Annotated in this window: 10 protein-coding genes; 1 reads left to right on the top strand and 9 read right to left on the bottom strand. The window is 70.9% G+C overall.

All coding sequences use genetic code 11. The features are described 5' to 3' along the window. Positions 1 to 354 precede the first annotated feature (354 nt). From POF73_RS17245 to POF73_RS17205, 9 genes are all read right to left on the bottom strand, one after another. Positions 355 to 2,430 carry an ABC transporter ATP-binding protein gene (locus POF73_RS17245; protein ID WP_272116105.1) on the bottom strand — a complete coding sequence of 692 codons (2,076 nt, stop codon included), beginning with the start codon at positions 2,428 to 2,430 and terminating at the stop codon, positions 355 to 357. A gap of 220 nt (positions 2,431 to 2,650) precedes the next feature. Then, entirely contained in the window at positions 2,651 to 3,592 is a 942-nt protein-coding gene (locus POF73_RS17240) for a ParB/RepB/Spo0J family partition protein (RefSeq protein ID WP_272116102.1), read from the bottom strand. 284 nt (positions 3,593 to 3,876) lie between these two features. After that, entirely contained in the window at positions 3,877 to 5,154 is a 1,278-nt protein-coding gene (locus POF73_RS17235) for a sensor histidine kinase (protein WP_272116100.1), read from the bottom strand. Positions 5,155 to 5,160: 6 nt separating this feature from the next. Then, entirely contained in the window at positions 5,161 to 5,814 is a 654-nt protein-coding gene (locus tag POF73_RS17230; protein ID WP_272116098.1) for a response regulator transcription factor, read from the bottom strand. Between the two features lie 373 nt (positions 5,815 to 6,187). Further along, entirely contained in the window at positions 6,188 to 8,983 is a 2,796-nt protein-coding gene (locus tag POF73_RS17225; RefSeq protein ID WP_272116096.1) for an AAA family ATPase, read from the bottom strand. Positions 8,984 to 9,464: 481 nt separating this feature from the next. Continuing rightward, the gene (locus POF73_RS17220) at positions 9,465 to 10,106 is read right to left on the bottom strand and encodes a hypothetical protein (RefSeq protein WP_272116094.1); all 642 of its coding nucleotides are present in this window, start codon (positions 10,104 to 10,106) and stop codon (positions 9,465 to 9,467) included. 134 nt (positions 10,107 to 10,240) lie between these two features. After that, on the bottom strand, positions 10,241 to 12,463 hold the full coding sequence (locus POF73_RS17215) for a glycoside hydrolase domain-containing protein (protein WP_272116092.1): 2,223 nt from the start codon (positions 12,461 to 12,463) through the stop codon (positions 10,241 to 10,243). 230 nt (positions 12,464 to 12,693) lie between these two features. Beyond that, the gene (locus POF73_RS17210; RefSeq protein WP_272116090.1) at positions 12,694 to 13,113 is read right to left on the bottom strand and encodes a hypothetical protein; all 420 of its coding nucleotides are present in this window, start codon (positions 13,111 to 13,113) and stop codon (positions 12,694 to 12,696) included. Positions 13,114 to 13,245: 132 nt separating this feature from the next. After that, on the bottom strand, positions 13,246 to 14,265 hold the full coding sequence (locus POF73_RS17205; RefSeq protein ID WP_272116088.1) for an ArsR/SmtB family transcription factor: 1,020 nt from the start codon (positions 14,263 to 14,265) through the stop codon (positions 13,246 to 13,248). 300 nt (positions 14,266 to 14,565) lie between these two features. Here POF73_RS17205 and POF73_RS17200 point away from each other — a divergent pair, with 300 nt between their 5' ends. Next, a complete protein-coding gene (locus POF73_RS17200) occupies positions 14,566 to 16,395 on the top strand; it encodes a multinuclear nonheme iron-dependent oxidase (protein WP_272116086.1) in 1,830 nt (609 codons plus the stop codon). Positions 16,396 to 16,809: the final 414 nt, after the last annotated feature.

Here is a 16,809-nt window from a genome sequence, read left to right as displayed (position 1 = left end):
CGTGGCCGTGGCTCTCGTGACCGCGGCTCTCGTCACCGCGGCTCTCGTGACCGCGGGTCTCATGGCCGCGGCTCTCGTCACCGCGGGTCTCATGGCCGCGGCTCTCATGGCCGTGGCTCTCATGGCCGCGGCTCTCATGGCCGCGGGTCTCATGGCCGCGGCTCTCATGGCCGCGGGTCTCATGGCCGTGGCTCTCACGGCCGTGGGTCTCGTGGCCGTGGCTGCCGCTGGGCAGCGCCCTGTCCGGCAACGCCCTAAGGGGCGCGGGGAACTGCGCGACCAGCCACAACGAACCGGCAGACGACGAACCGGCAGACGACCCACGGCCCCATCACGGCTCCCCCAGCGGAGCGCCTAGTCGCCGCCCGGTGGCACGCCGCCGCCGAGCACGAGTCCGTCGCCGCCGGCCAGCTGGCCCGCACCGGGCATCGGCCCAGTGCCGAGCATCGGACCGCCGCCCATGACCGGACCGTCCCCGAGGCTCATGACCTGCGGCCGTGCGGCGGCCCCGAGTTGTCCGTCGGAGCCGTTGGCGCGGACGGCCGGTCGGTCGAACTGGGTGCGGTAGAGCTCGGCGTAAAGTTCCCCGGCCGCCAGGAGCTCCTCGTGGGTGCCGCGTTCGCGGACCCGGCCCCGGTCGATGACGAGGATCTGGTCGGCCTCGCGGATGGTGGACAGGCGGTGCGCGATGACCAGGGAGGTCCGGTCGCGCAGGGCGGTGGTCAGCGCGCGTTGGACGGCCGCCTCCGACTCGGAGTCCAGGTGGGCGGTGGCCTCGTCGAGGATGACGACGGAGGGGGCCTTGAGCATGAGCCTGGCCAGGGCGAGGCGTTGTTTCTCGCCGCCCGAGAGGCGGTAGCCGCGGTCCCCGACGACGGTGTCGAGGCCGCTGGGCAGCGAGCGGATCAGCTCCCCTATCTGCGCCGCGTCACAGGCCGTCATGAGTTCGGGTTCGGTGGCCTCGGGGCGGGCGTACGACAGGTTCGCGCGGATGGTGTCGTGGTAGAAGTGCGCGTCCTGGGTGACCACGCCCACGGTGTCGCGCAGTGAGTCGAGGGTGACGTCCCGCAGGTCGTGGCCGTCCAGGCGGACGCTGCCGGAGGTGGGGTCGTAGAGGCGGGACACCAGGTGCGTCATGGTCGTCTTGCCGCCGCCCGACGGGCCGACGAGTGCGGTGAGCCGGCCGGGCGGCAGCTCGAAGGACAGCTCGTGCAGGACCTGCGGGCTCTTCCTCGAACGCTCCCCCGGGGAGTGTGCGTTGGACTCCAGGGACGCCAGGGACACCTCACTGGCGCTCGGGTAGCGGAAGGACACCTGGTCGAACTCGATGCGCGGTGCGGGGCCCGATCCCGGCGACGGCAGCGGGGTCGCGCCGGGCTTCTCCTCGATGAGCGGCTTGAGGTCGAGCAGTTCGAAGAGGCGGTCGAAGCTGACCAGCGCGGTCAGGGCGTTCGCCTGCATGCCCGACAGCTGGGTGATGGGGCCGTACAGCCGGCCGAGGAGTACGGCGAGGGCGACGAGGGTGCCGATCTGGAACACGTCGTCCAGCACGAGGGCGCCGCCGGCTCCGTAGACCAGCGCCGTCGCGAGCGCGGCGAGCAGGCCCATGGAGATGAACGACAGCCGGCTGAACACGGTCCACTTCACGCCGACGTCACGCACCTTGCCGGCGCGTGCCGAGAAGGCGGCGGCCTCCGCCCTGGGGCGGCCGTACAGCTTGGCGAGCATCGCGCCGCTGACGTTGAACCGCTCCTGGACGATGCCCGCCAACTCCGCGTTGGACTGCATCTGTTCCCTGGAGTAGCGCTGCAGGCGCCGGCCGACGTAGATGCCCGGCACGACGAACAGCGGCAGCAGGGCCACGGCGATCAGGCTGATCAGCCAGGAGAGGTAGAACATCTCGGCCAGGACCAGCAGGACGGTGAGCACACTGGTCGCCGAGGTCAGCAGCAGACCGAGGGCCTGTTGGGCCAGCATGACGTCCGCGTTGAGCCTGCTGGTGAGCAGCCCGGTCTGGGTGCGGGTGAAGAACGCCATGGGCTGGCGCTGGACGTGGGTGAAGGTCTGGACGCGCAGATCGTGGCTGACTCCCTGGCCGATACGGCCGGAGAAGTAGCTCTGGCCGAGCTGCATCACCGAGTCGACCACGGCGAGTCCGGCGGCGGTGAGGGCGAGGGCCATGACGAGGCCCAGGTCGTCCTTGAGGATTCCCTTGTCGATGATCTCCTTCAGCAGCAGCGGTGTCGCCACGATGACGAGCGAGTCGACCACGGTGGTGAGCAGCAGGAACAGCAGGGAGCGGCGGTGCGGCCGTATGTAGGTGAGGGCGCGGCGCGGTGTGCCGGGCCGCAGGGATTCCCTCTTGTTCCTGCTGTCGGACGAGTTCGGGTCTCCGACGGTAATTCCACCAGGACCTTGGCTGATTAACACGCGACGGAAACCTCCTGGGATACGTCATTCCATCGGCTTCACACGTACCAGGACACTACCGTTCTGGTTTTTCTCCGACCAGGGCCGACGGTGGGCAATTCGATATACCGGAAAATGGCATGCCCGAGCACCCGGGAACTCTGAATTCCCGGGTGCCTGAATTCACCGAAGAAACGCTGTCCGACCGTGTAAAACGGCCGGTTGGACACTCCGCTGCGCGCTATGCCGTCTCGGCGACCTTGCGCTGGACGCGTTCCGCGAACTCCGCCCACATCTCGGCGCATTCCTTGGCGAGGTGGGCGACTACGCCGCCGCAGTGCGGTGGGACCCGGTCGACGATGCGCTCCCATTCCTCGGTGTCGAGGGTGTGGAGGTTCAGCAGCCGCAGCAGGGTGCGCCCGGTGTCGCTGAACCGCAGCGCCGGGTCCGCCTTGAGGCGCTCCACGAGTGCGGCCCGGTCCTGGGCCGAGGCGCGCGGGGGCACGCCGACGGGCCCGAGTGGCCCGCGGTGGGTGGCCTCTGGGCGCTGGTTCTGCCGTCGGCCCGGTGGCTGCGGGTCCTCTCCGCGCATCATGCGGTTGCGTACGTCGCGGACGGTCTCGGGTGAGATGCAGGCGGCCCGGGCCACCTGACGCAGCGACAGGCTCGGGTTCTCGGCGATGATCTCGCTGGCCAGCCTGCGGCCCTCGGCGCCGCTGACCGGGCGGACCCGGCCGTCCTGGCCGATCCTGCTCGTCCGCCCCGCCGCGCCGTCCTGCGAACGCCGCCGTATGTCGGCGACGGTTCCCGGTGCGATGCCGGTGACCGAGGCGATCATGCGGTCCGACCACTGCGGGTGGGTGCTGATGATCCGGTCCGCGGCGCGTTTGCGGTCCGCGGTGGTCAACGGCAGCCCGTGGGCGATGTTGGACTCCACGGCCAGGACGAAGGCGTCGGCGGTGTCGCCGTCGAAGAACCTGGCCGCGATCTTGCTCTGGCCGCGGGCCTGAGCGGCGCGTACTCGGTGCACCCCGTCGATGATCCGCATCGTCGGGCGGTGCACGGTGATCGGGGGCAGCGGTGTCTGCACCGCCGCCAGGGCTTCCACATGTGCCTGATCGGCTCCGGAGAGCCTCGGCGAGTCGCCCGTGGACAAAGAACTGATCTCGACTTCGACAACCATGAGTCGATCGATGCGCGGGTGGCCAGGTGTAGCCAACTCAATTCCCCCTAGTGACCCGGTCCCGCTCATCGCGCATACGGAGGGAACCCGTCATTCCCGCCGTCGCAGGCCACGCCGAATCCGCGGCAGAACGTTTCGCCGAGTCTCTGAATCTCGTGCCCATTACCACTTACCGGTTCGCATGGCGACCTTAACAACGCCTTTCCGGACCTGGACACCCCTACCGACCCCTACCGGGTCATTCCCGTCCGCCCCCTATCGGGGTGATTACCGTCCGGTCGTCGTCATGCCCGGGCCAGGGCGGGGACCGCGGCGTCCTTGCGCACCGGGAAGGCGACTTCGACGACCAGTCCGCCGCCCGGCCGCGCGCGGGCGGTGAGCACGGCGTCGTGGGCGGTGGCGATGGTGCGGACGATGGACAGGCCCAGCCCGTGATGGCCTCCGCCGGCGGTGCGGCCGAGCCGCTGGAAGGGCTCGAAGAGCCGCTCGACCTGGTCCGGCGGGACCTCGGGCCCGGTGTTGGCGACCCGCACCACCGCGTACCGGCCCCTGGTGGCCGTGGTGATCTGCACGTGTCCGCCGGGGACGTTGTAGTCCACGGCGTTGTCGACGAGGTTGGCCACCAGCCGCTGCACGAGTGCGGCGTCGCCCGTCACAGGGGCGGGCGACGTCCTGATCCGCACGTCGAGGTCGCGCTGTTCGGCGTCGGGGCGCGGGATGCCGACCGCCTGCTCGGCGGCGTCGGCGAGGTCGACGGCCTCCCGGCGATCCAGTCCGCGCTCGCTGCTGGACAGGGTGAGCAGCGACTCCAGCAGACGCGCCTGCTGCTGACTGCTCGCCAGCAGGCGCTCCATGTTGGAGCGGTAGGAGTCCACGGTGGCGTCGCGGTCCATGAGCGACTCCTCCACCAGCGCGTGCTCCAGGGTGAGCGGGGTGCGCAGTTCGTGCGCGGCGTTGGCGACGAAGCGCCGATGCGAGTCGAGCGCGACCTCCAGCCGGCCCAGGAGTCCGTCGACGGTGTCGGCGAGGTCCTTCAGTTCGTCGGCGGGCCCGGCGACGGCGAGCCGTTCGTGCACGTTGCGCGCGGAGATACGGCGGATGGTGCCCGTCATGGTGCGCAGCGGCCGCAGCACCCGACCGGCGACCAGCCAGCCGAGCACGATGGAGATCACCGCCATGATGGCGAGGGCGATACCGGCCTGCACCAGCAGGTTCTCCAGCCCCTGCTGATGCTGGCGGTAGGCGTGTTCACGCAGGTTCCCCATGCCGGCGTCCAGGTTCGGCGGGGTGCCGTCCGTCAGGCCGAGGGAGGGGCCGGAGCCGGGGCCCCGGGTCGTGCGGGACACGTCGCCGCCCTCCCTGCCGACGATGACGTTCGACGAGGCGTGCGTGACGAGCAGGTAGGTGATCGCGAGCAGCACCGCGCCGGAGACGACGAAGAGCACGCCGTACAGCAGGGTGAGGCGCATCCGGACCCGGCGGGGTGTCAGCCGGCGTACGGCGGCGGCGAGAAGGCGGGCGGCGCCGGCGAGCGGCGGGGCGGCGGGCTTGGTACGTCGCATGGTGCCTCAGATCCGGTAGCCGCCGCGGGGGACGGTCTCGATCAGCGGCGGTTCGCCGAGCTTGGGCCGCAGCCGGTTGATGGTCGCCTTGACGGTGGTGGTGAAGGGGTCGGTCGCCTCGTCCCACACGCGTTCCAGCAGTTCCTCCGCCGACACCACCCGCCCCTGGGCCGCGAGCAGGTACTCCAGGACGGCGAGTTCCTTCGGGGTGAGCGCGAGACGCCGTGCGGCGCGGGTCGCGATCCGTCGTGCCGGGTCGAGCCGCAGATCGCCGTGGACGAGGACGGGCGGCACGGCCGGCTGGGAGCGGCGGCCGAGGGCGCGGATGCGGGCGACGAGTTCGGCGTAGGCGAAGGGCTTGGGCAGGTAGTCGTCCGCGCCGAGGCTCAGGCCCTCGACGCGGTCGGCGATGGTGCTGGACGCGGTCAGCATCAGTACCCGGGCGTGCACCGGCTGGTCGGCGAGCCGGCTGCACACCTCGTCGCCGTGCACGCCGGGCAGATCCCGGTCGAGGACGACGACGTCGTAGTCGACGACCGACGTGCGTTCCAGCGCGTCCGCGCCGTCGTAGGTGACGTCCACCGCCATGCCCTCGCGGCGCAGCACCCGCGCCACGGACTGGGCGAGTTCGGCGTGGTCCTCGACCACCAGCACCCTCATCGACACTCCTCGCGTCCGGCCGGGCCGGCGGCCCCCCTGATCACGCCGCATGAGACTGCCCGATCCCCCGTCACGCACCGGTCACAGTCCGCCGGGCGCAGATCGCAGCGTACCGGCGCGAACCGCCCGTCCACAGGCCCGGATCGGGGCAGATCGGTCCCCGGCCGGAGTCCCGCGCACCGGCTGTCGTGCCCCGCCGGCTCCTGTGACCCGGGCGCGCTTTCGGACCGCGCTGTGACCGCCCGCCCCGTAGAACAACCGGAGCGGAACCGACCGTAAGGCCCGCCCGGCAGGCAGGCAGGCAGGCAGTGGTGACCTCGCGCAGGGAGTTGTGACCTCGCTGATGACCGAAGGACTCCTCTTCTCGGACCTCTCACGCCGGGTGGCGCTCCGCGCGGTGGCGGTGTCCCGGTCCCTGGTCGGGGTCCGGGGCGGAGGCGATCTTGGCCATCAGGTCGGTGCGGCGTTGGACGTCCAGTTTTCGGTACGCGCGCGTGAGGTGCTGTTCGACGGTGCTCACCGTGATGAACAGCTTGGCGGCGATCTCCCGGTTGGTGAGTCCCCGGGCGGCGAGTGTCGCCACGCGCAGCTCGGCGTCGCTGAGTTCGACCGGGTGCTGCCGGGTCCGGGGCGTGCCCGCGCCGTCCTGCGCGGCGGGCATGCCGGTGTGGGAGGGCGGTGCTTCAGGGACCGGTATGCCGCACTCGCCGGCGAGCTGGCGTGCCCTGCGGGCGAAGGCGCGGGCCTGACCGGGGTCGCCGAGCTCGCGGTGGGCGCGCGCCAACTCGCCGGTCGCACGGACGAGTTCGAGCCGGTGCCCGGTCTCCTGCAGGATCTCGACAGCCTCCCCCAGCAGCGGCAGGCGACGCGACGGGGCGAGGGTGCGGGCGAGGACCCGCAGCGACACCCCGCGCGTCCATGCGGCTCCCTTGCCGACCAGCGCGAGCTGTTCCTCGGCCAGGGCGCGGGCGCGGCGTTCGTCGCCGAGTGCCAGGTGGGCCAGGGCGGCGTCGGTGCGCCACGGCACCAGGGCGGGCAGGTCGAGGCCCCAGCCGGTCATGGTGTCGCCGCATGCGCGGAAGTCGTCGAGCGCCGCGTAGGGGCGTCCGACCGCGAGGTAGTAGCAGCCGCGTGCCCACAGGTAGAGCAGTCCGTCGGGGGTCTGGAACGCCGCCTCGGTGACCGGCACGCTGAGCTGGTCGGCCGCCTCGCCGAGCCGGCCCATGGCGGTGTTCACGTAGACGGCGACCGCGACGAGCGACGCGAGGGCGACACCCCAGCCTTCGGCGGGTACGAGGACGTTCGCCGTGCGCGCGGACTCCTCGGCGGCGGTCAACCCGCCGAGGCGCACCTCTATCCGGGCCTTGACGGACGCGAACCGGGCCTGCCACATGGGGGCGCCGCGCTCGGTGGCCTCCTTGAGGAGCGTCTCGCACCAGTACGCCGCCTCGTCGAGGTGGTCGGCGAGCACGAGCGAGTCCAGGGTGGTGACCAGCGAGGGGACCGTGTGGTCGTCGAGGCGGGTGCCCTGGAGGATCTGTTCCGCCCGGACCACGACGTCGTCCCTCGTGGGGTCGGAGGCCGCCTGTGCCAGGGTCGCCACCCGGTCATGGACGCTGCGCGGGGACGGGACCACCCGCCGTACCGTACCGCCGGGGTCGGCCCGTTCGGCCCGGCGGGAGCGCGGCAGTCCGGGGTACGTGCGGGCCATCCACAGCCGCATGTCGTCGAGCCGGTGGCGCAGTCCGGCGCCCGCGCCGCCGCGCTGAGCGGTGTGCAGAACTGCGAGCGCCTGGTCGACCTGGCCGAACCACAGGAGATGGCCGACCAGTTCGGCGCAGTGCCGGTGTCCGAGGCGGCCCGCCAGGGCGGCGGTCGTCAGCTCGGGCAGGTAGCGGGTGCCGATGGCCGGGTTGACCCGCCAGGCGGCCCGGGTCAGCGCGGCCCTGATGTCCAGGGCCCGCCCCTCGTCGGTGCACAGATCACGGGCGGCGCGCAGACAGGACAGCGCCAGGGCGACGTCGTCGTCGGCCAGCGCCCGGTCGGCCGCCTCCAGCAGGGTCGGCAGCGCCCATACGTCGTCGACGCGCTCGGCGAGCATCAGGTGCCGGGCGACCACGGTCGCGGACCTGCCGTGCTCGTGCAGCACCGTGGCGACGCGGGCCTCCAGGCGGGCCCGGTCCGCGGGCTCCATGCCGCGCAGCACCGCGCAGCGGCCCGCCTCGTGCCGGAACCAGCCGGTGCCGAGCAGCCCGGTGGCGCCGAGGGCGGAGAGGCCGCGGTGCACCGACTCGCGGCCGGTGCCCAGGACTTCGGCCAGTTCGGCGGGCGCGGCCTGCGGACCGAGGACGGCGAGCGCCCGGGCGAGGTGCCGCAGCGCGGGGTCGCCGCGGTAGAGGCACGCCGTGACGGCGCGCTCGTAGGACTCGCCCGGCACGCACGCATCGGGTTCGTGCGCGTCGCCGTCGGCGAGCGACACGGCCGTGTCCTCCAGGAGCGCCTTCGTCAGCAGCGGATTGCCGCCACCGGTCCGGTGCAGATGTGCGACGAGCGCGCGCGTCCGCCACCGTTCTCCGCCATGGGCACCGGTCATGTCGCCGACACCGCGTCGGGTCAGCGGGCCGAGCCGGATATTTCGGCAGCCCGGAAGACGGAGAAAATCCACCTGGACGCGGCTACTGTCGAATAACCCACTGCTGCTCTCCGCGAGGACCATAAGAATGCGTTTTCTGGTCATCCTGCGAGCCAGATAGAACAGGCATTCAACCGAATACGAATCTATGTGATGCACATCATCGACGATGAGCATCACGGGCTTTTCCCTTGCCTTTTCGAGGACAATCCCGCACAGTTCCGTGACGACCGCCGCGGGAAGCGCGGCGCCGTCCGGCGACCGCGCGGCGCCGACCACACCCTCGTGCGGCGCCCCCATTGCGAGCAGCAGCTGCCCCATCACCCCAAGGGGCATGTCTCGCTCCGCGTCCGACGCCGTGGCCTGCAACAACAGTGCCCCAGCGGCAGTCGCCCGCTCTTCGAAGGCGCGTAGCAGCGCCGTCTTTCCGCTCGCCACCGCACCACTCACCAACAGCACGCCGCCGTGCCCGGTCATGGCCGCGTCAAGCATGCCCTTCATGATCGACAGTTCTTTTTCCCGCTCCACCAAGTTCATGAGCCGACTTGTCCCCCAGTCTCGGCGGCTGATTCTCGCGCGGCACGGGCAGCCGATCAGACGTAGCCTTTCGGACGAGACCACCCATCCCTGTGAATATTCTCCCACAGGCAAAAATCAACTACCAGCCCGATTCGCCGCGGGGACTTCCCGGCAACACTTAATTCACGCCATTCACCGCACGAACGGACCCTTTTATTCCGCATTGAATGATATCCATTGCGCGGTTTTCAGATGGCTGAAATCAATGCGGATCCGGAAGGCCGGCGGGGGAAATCCGGCTGACCTGGCACGCTCGCACCCCCGGGGACTCCCCAAGGACCCACGGACGATCACGCGGCCGACGCGGGCGCGTTACCGACACCGGTATAGACCTCTACGGCGAAAGGATTCCGTCAGCTTTCGGTCAGCGTGGCACATGACGGAAGACGCCCCGAAGCCGGTTATCGGCTTCGGGGCGTCGATCGAGGTGAAGCGGCGGTCAGGTCACGTCCACGGGGGTTCCGGGACCCTTGCCGGGCTCCTCGGCCCAGGTGCGCAGTCTGGTCACGAGCGCCGTCAGCCGCTCGTCACCGGGCGGTACGTCGATGGAGAACAGCGCCTCGTAGGGCCGGTCGTCGTCCCCGCCCCACCGAACGACGCCGTCGCACTCCGCGAGGATGTCGCGGACCACCAGGAGCTGCGGCGGGAAGAACCCACCCTTCGCGCCGGGCGGGTAGGAGCCGGGCCGGATCGCGACGGCCGTGCCGGAGGCCTGGTTGCCCTCCGCCCGGTCCAGCCGCACCCGGGACGGTGCGCGCCAGCCGGTCAGGTCCCCGGCGCGCAGTTCGTCGATCTCGTAGTGGAAGCGCCGCACGACATGCACCAGGACGGTCTCCACGTCGCCGAGGCGTACGTCCAGGTCGCAGGGGGTGCCCGGGGCCCGGCGCGTCCACACCGTGGAGACGTCGTTCGCCCGCTCCTCCAGCTCCCAGCCGTTGGGCGAGGTGGGCCGTCCGGCTGCGGTGCCGGGCCCGGGTCTCTCCGCGGCCGACGCCGCCGTGGGCAGAGTCAGCAGGGAGCCACTGGCCAGAACTACGGTGCCCAGGGCGGCGGTGCGCCTGACGGCATCGCGTCGGGTCATGCCTGCCATGCCAGTTGTCACGCTGTCGTCCCCTTCACTTTCATGTCTTCGCCGTCGCCGGCATGTCTTCGCCTTGCCGTCGGTGCGTGTCCTCGTTGCCGTCGGTGCCTGTCCTCGTTGCCGTCGCCGGCGCGTCACTGGTTGCGGGAGAGCCGGTAGTACTTCTCCAACACCCGGTAGAGGCCGATGAGTTGACGGCCGTACTCCAGGGCGGGCTCGTTCGGCTTGCCGTCCACCGTGAGGGGGCCGTTGTAGCGGGCGAGGATCTGCTCGGAGTCGGCCTCGCCGGTGTCCGGTGCCGGTCGGGGCCGGCTGATCTGATGGGCGTTGTAGATCGTCAGGTAGGACGCCGTCTTGATGTTGTAGATCGCGTCCTCGTTCAGCTGGGTCCACACCGATCCCAGGTCCCGGCCCCGGTCCAGGATCGGGCCGTTGATGATGCCCTCCCGGACGCAGTAGTTCCTGGCCTCGATCGCCACCCAGGCGAAGATCTGGCCCCAGCCGGTGCTGCAGTCGTCCTTCACACCTGCCTTGACTGCCGTGTCGGCGGCGAAGTCCAGCGGGTTGAGCTTGCGCAGCTCCCACAGCACCGGAGTCTGGATCAGGGCCTTGCGCAGCCGGAGTTGGCGGGCGAGCGAGGTGAACAGCCAGTCGGCGGAGACGACCAGCTCGAACGCCTTGGTGTTGGAGATGCCGCCGAGGGTCGCCCAGTCCTTGTCGGTCCAGCCGTCGCCGCCGGTCTCGGGCACCCCGATGGACTCCAGGTACGAGCGCACCTCCTGGAGCATGGCGTCGCGGTACGCCGGGTTGAAGTCGACGTCCAGCCCGGCGGTACTGGCGCCGGGGTCGAAGCTGCTCTGCCCGAGGTCGCGTCCCGACACGATGTTCTTGTCGATCTCGATGGCCCCGTCACCGGACCCCACGGAGACGGTGGCGATCTGGTCGAAGGCCCAGTCACCGGGCATCGGGAAGCCCAGGTTGCCGGAGAACCCGCTGGACATGTCGGAGACGAAGCTGGCGTCGGTGTACCCGGCCTCGCGCACCCTGCGGCACACGTTGCGCGGCCCGTAGATGCCGATCCGGTAGCGGGAGTTCTCCTGCACCGCGCGGTGGATGCCCCTGAAGTGCGGAAGGATGTTGGAGGTGACCTCGTGGTCGTAGGCGTCGTAGTCGACGGCGAAGTAGATACGGGTGCCGTCCTTGAAGCCGTGGTACTTGGCCCAGTCGATCGCGTCCAGGCCGTCGCGGGTGCCCTGGTTGTAGGTGAAGTAGGACGCGCCGTTGCTGAAGGTCTGGTAGATCGGGAAGCAGCTCATGCCGTTCGACGCGATGGTCTGGAGCTCGCCGGGTTTGATCATCTTGTCCCGGCCGCCCGGGACGTTGCACAGGTAGCGGCCCACGCGGAAGTAGCCGGCCGCTCGCAGGGCCTGGGCACGGGCCGGGGTGATGGTGGTGACACAGTCACAGGCGGAGCCCGACCTGGACTGGTCGCCGTAGGAGACCAGCAGGGACGCCCAGGTGGAGTAGTCGCCGTCGCCGCTCAGTGAGAGCTGCAGGAAGTCCTGGTACTCGAACACCTGCGAGGACAGCTCGGAGGTGAAGGTGCCGCTGAACGCGATGTGCGGCCGCTGGTTGAGGATCATGCCGGCGGTGAACAGGTTCACCCAGGTGCCCGTGCTGCCGACGGTGAGGGTGTGCTGCTTGAGGCCCGCCTGGGTCGCGGGTCCGAACACACCGTTGGCCACGCCGTCGGCCATGCCCAGCTCGTACTGGATGGCGAACAGCATGGACTTGGCCACGTCACGGGAGTGGTGCCCGTCGCAGGGGATCACGAAGAAGTCCTGGCGGTGGATGTACCGCCCGTTGAGCCAGCGCTGGATCGAGCGGATGTCCTCGTCGCCGGGCCGGTCCCCGTAGGTGACGACGACGTAGGGGTCCATGTTCAGCAGGCCCTTGAAGACCTTCGGGGTCAGATCGGAGCCGGGGTAGACGCCGTCGACGCCCATGTCCCGCTTCATCCTGCTGATGCCGGCCTGGACGTTCTCGTTGTAGATGCCGTCGATGTCGCCGCCGTCGTAGCCCTTGCAGTACATCGCGGACTGGATGATGCGGCAGAAGTTCGCCGACGGCACGGTGGTGGCGTTGAGCCGGGGGAACTTCTGCGTCAGGGTGCGCAGGGTGGTGGGGCCGAACGAGTCCGAGACCGGGCTGATGCCGAGCTCCCACTGCAGCGCCCTGGTCAGGGCGTACATGGTGCTCCACCCGGTACGGCCGTTCTCCTCCACGGTCATGCCGATCTTGTCGCCATAGGTCCGGTTGACGAATCTCTGGGCGCGCAGGACCAACTCGTCTGCCATGTGGGGGCGTTCCTTCACTGGAGAGGGCGAGTACGAAGACGTGGTGCGGTCGGGGCGGGATGGCCCTAGGGGGCTTCTGATGGATCTCCGTGGGAGAAGGAGCGGCGTTCGATGCGTGCTCTCGGCGTGCCGGGCGGAAGTCCTCGTAGCGGAGCTACTAGGGCTTTCGTCCGGTGCGGCGAGAGGGCGTGCCGGGCGTCGCGACGCCGCGGAGATCCATCAGAAGCCCCCTAGCAGTGCGGGAGCCCGGGAATGGGGCCGTCGTTGACGCCGCCGCTGATCCAGACGACGGGGAGCCAGACGCGCTTGTTGCCGCTGTCGTCGTCCGTGCGGGCCCAGTAGTGGTTGTAGTAGCTGCCGTACCTGAACTCGTGGCCCCAGGTCTGGCAGTAGAAGTAGTTCGTGCCGCCGTACAGGATTCCGGCCGGGACGCCGTCACAGCTGTCGGTCTGGTCGGTGGTGGTGCACCACCAGGTGGAAGCCGTCCTCCACACATGGCAGTTGTACTTCCCGCCGCCGATCGACGAACAGCCGGCCCTCGGTGCGGCCTGGGCGTCGGCGGCCCGGGCATCGGCGCTCAGCCCGAACAGTGAGGCCGCCGCGATCATGGCGGCCGAGGACACGAAGGTGACGAGCCGCTGCAGAGCCATGGGATCCCCCTGAATGTGGTGTGCCGTGACGCACTCGGGGGCCGGTCGAGCCCCCCGGGCTTCGGCACCAACAGCGTGAGGGGTACCGCGCCGGACGGACCATACGTTTCAGCAGGGGCCGAAAACCGCAGGTCATGGCTCCGGTGGCGGACAGCTGCCGCTCAGCAGCGCGGCACCGAGCGGTGTCAGCGTGTGCAGCACCTGGCTGCCGACGCGCTGACTGCGGGCGAGGTTGGCGGCCACCAGGACATGCACGTGCTGGCTGGCGGACGCGGGCGATACGCGCAGTCGGCGGGCGAGTTCCCCGGTGGTGGCCGCCTCGTGCAGCGCCGCCAGGGTACGCGCGCGCGTGCGGCCCAGCAGCGCGGCCAGTGCCTGCGGGGTGGTCCCGGAGGTGTCCCGCGTGGCCCGGAAGGCGCCGTGGTCGACGGGGTAGACGAGGACCGGGCGCAGTTGGGGGTCGGCCAGCGCGATGGGGGCGCGCCGGCAGAAGTACGACGGAATCAGCCGCAGCCCCCTCCCGGCCAGCCGCAGATCGCGGTCCACCGGATAGTCCACGTGCAGCACCGGCGGCTCCCACCGCACGAGCGGGCCCAGCGAACCGAGCAGACCGTGCAGCCCGGCGTCCCGCAGAGTCCGGGCGCGGCGGGCGCGGTCCCCCTCGACCCGGGCCTCGGCCTCCGTCCAGTCGGGGGCGATCACCCGCTCGTGCACGGCCCGGATGGCGTCCGTGAGGCCGGCCATCTCCTCGCGGTCCCCGCAGGCGAGATTGCGCACCCAGACAGGGGGCGGCCGGCGCTGCGGCCGAGTGCCGCCCGCGAGCTGTCCCAGTTCGAGTCTCAACCGCCCGGGCGGGGTGCCGCGGATCGCGTCCAGCCCGCACTTGAGGCCGTGCTCTGCCGCGTCGGGGGTGAGGAAGTCCGGGAAGTAGCCGCGGGCCGGCAGCAGGGTGCCGAGCATCCGCACCGCCGCGGCCGCCCCGGCCTGCCCGATGACGCCCCGGGCCCGCCGCCGCCAGGACTGCAGCGCGGGCACCCCGTGCACGGCCTGGCCCAGCTGCTGAACCCCGAGCATCGTCTCCCACAGCGGATCCAGCTCCGTGGCGACCGTGACGCGTGCCAGATCCTCGGCGGTGAAGTGAACGCGTAACAAAGCGGGTCCCCCCTTGGCAGCGCCTAGTGCGGTCCGTGCCGTATGAGACGTCCACAGGGGCCGAAAGAGTTGTACGGCGCACCGCGCGGGCGCCGTACCTGAACATCCGTGGCGCGACGCCCGTACCTCCTGGCAGTGGTGGGCCGTGAGGTGCGGGGCGTGGGCGCCAACCTCAAATGTTGCTCTGAAGGTCGTCCCCGGGGGGTTCGGATCACGGTGCCGGGGCCATACCCCCGTCACATCCGGCACGTCCGAGGAGACGGGACAGCGGGTACGGAAGAGGCCGAGGAGGGGACGACGATGGAGCGACTGGGCACGGGGATCGGATGGCGTCCGGAGATCGCGGACGCCGTGGAGCGCATGCCGGGCATCGACTGGGTCGAGACCGTCGCCGAGAACGTCTGCCCCGGACACCTTCCGGAATCTCTTCTGCGGCTGCGGGAGCGCGGCGTGACCGTCGTTCCGCACGGCGTCTCGCTCGGGCTGGGCGGCGCGGAGCGGCCCGACGCCGACCGGCTGGCCGCCCTCGCCGAGCGGGTGCAGGCGCTGGGGTCGCCGCTGGTCACCGAGCACATCGCGTTCGTACGGGCGGGCGGTGCGCTGACCGCGTCCCCGCGGCTGGAGGCGGGGCACCTCCTGCCCGTCCCCCGCACCCGGGACGCCTTGGACGTGCTGTGCGAGAACGTCCGTATCGCCCAGGACGCGCTGCCCGTGCCGCTCGCCGTGGAGAACATCGCCGCGCTCATCTCCTGGCCGGGCGAGGAGATGACCGAGGGACAGTTCCTGTACGAGCTCGCCGACCGCACCGGTGTACGGCTCCTCATCGACGTCGCCAACCTGCACACCAACCACGTCAACCGAGACGAGGACCCGGCCAAGGCGCTCGCCGAGCTGCCGCTGGAGGCCATCGCGTACGTCCATGTCGCGGGCGGCTTCGAACGGGACGGCGTCTGGCACGACAGCCACGCCCACCCCGTCCCCCAGCCGGTCCTCGACATCCTCACCGACCTCGCCTCCCGGGTGTCCCCGCCGGGGGTGCTGCTGGAGAGGGACGAGAACTTCCCCGAGCCGGGTGAGCTGGAGCGGGAGCTGACGGCGATTCGGGGAGCTCTGGAGAAGGGGGCCGCCGAACGGGAGGCCTCCTGGGAGAGGGCCTTCGCACACACGGACACGGCGTCGACACCGGGCCCGGGCGGCACGGCCACGGCTACCGAGGCGGGGGCCTCGCGGGAGGCCGCGGGTGACTTGCGGGAGTCCGTGGCTGTCTTGCGGGAGGCCGCGGGTGAGCAGGGGGCGGCGGACGAGCCGGAGACAGCTGGTGAGCCGGAGGCGGCCGGTGAACAGGCGGCAGCCGGTGAACCGGAGACCACCCCTGAACAGGCCACAACCGAGGAGCCAGAGGCAGCTCCTCAAACGCAGGCAGCCGGTGAACAGGCAGCAGCCAGTGAACCGGAGACCACCCCTGAACAGGCCACAACCGAGGAGCCAGAGGCAGCTCCTCAAACGCAGGCAGCCGGTGAACAGGCGACAGCCGGTGAACCGGAGACCACCCCTGAACAGGCCACAACCGAGGAGCCAGAGGCAGCTCCTCAAACGCAGGCAGCCGGTGAACAGGCGGCAGCCGAGGAGCCGGACGCGGCCGGTGAAGCGGTGGCAGCCGGTGAGCCGGCGGCAGCCCATGGGCAGGGTTCGGCGTCCGTCGCCGTGGCCGTAGAGCTCGCCCGTCAGCGGCTCGCCCTCGCGCAGGCCGCCCTGTTGTCCGCGCTGGTCGCCGGGACGCCGGTGCCGGAGGGGTTCGACCGGGTGCGGCTCGGGGTACAGGCTCGGGCGCTCGCCGGGAAGCGGGCGGACGTCGTGGCGAAGGTCGCGCCGGAGTTGCCGGTGATCCTCGGACAGGGGTATCGGCGGGCCTTCGTCGCGTACACGCACGGGCACCCGATGTCCGACGGCTATCGGCGCGACGCGCTGGACTTCGCCGGGTATCTGCTGTCCGAGGGGCGGCTCGAAGACGCGCGGATGCGGGCGGAGTTGCGGGAGTGGTGGCTGGAGCGGTTGGGGCCGAAGCCGCGGTCACGTCGGCCGGGGGTGCGGCTGGCGCGGGCCACGCGCCGGGTGCTGCTGCGGCGGTGAACGCAGCCGGCGCCCCCTACCCACTTCGCGCAGCCGCCGCCTCCTACTCACTTCGCGCGGCCGCCGCCTCCTACCCACTTCGCGCGGCCGCCTGAGCACCCGACCCACCGCGCGCATCCACCCCAGCCCCCCGACTCACCTCGCGCAGCCACCCCAGCCCCCCCCCGACTCACGGCGCGCAGCCACCCCGGCCCCCGACTCACCTCGCGTACCCGGCGTACGCCCTCGGCCGCCCCGCGACTAGGCGTGCCGCCTCCGCGAGTGTGCGTCGATTAACATTCCGGGCGCACAGCGAAGACACAGTGACCGTTTCACCCGCCTTCGCCACGAACCGTCACGCCCCCTCACTCCCCTATTCGCCCGTATCGACCCCCGTTGCAACCATTCGGTCCCGTACGGCAGTTGGCGTAGGCC

The sequence above is a fragment of the Streptomyces sp. HD genome (assembly GCF_028369295.1).
GTDB lineage: Bacteria > Actinomycetota > Actinomycetes > Streptomycetales > Streptomycetaceae > Streptomyces.
The sequence above is the reverse complement of the archived record's forward strand: the minus strand, read 5'-3'. Positions and strand labels throughout refer to the sequence as shown.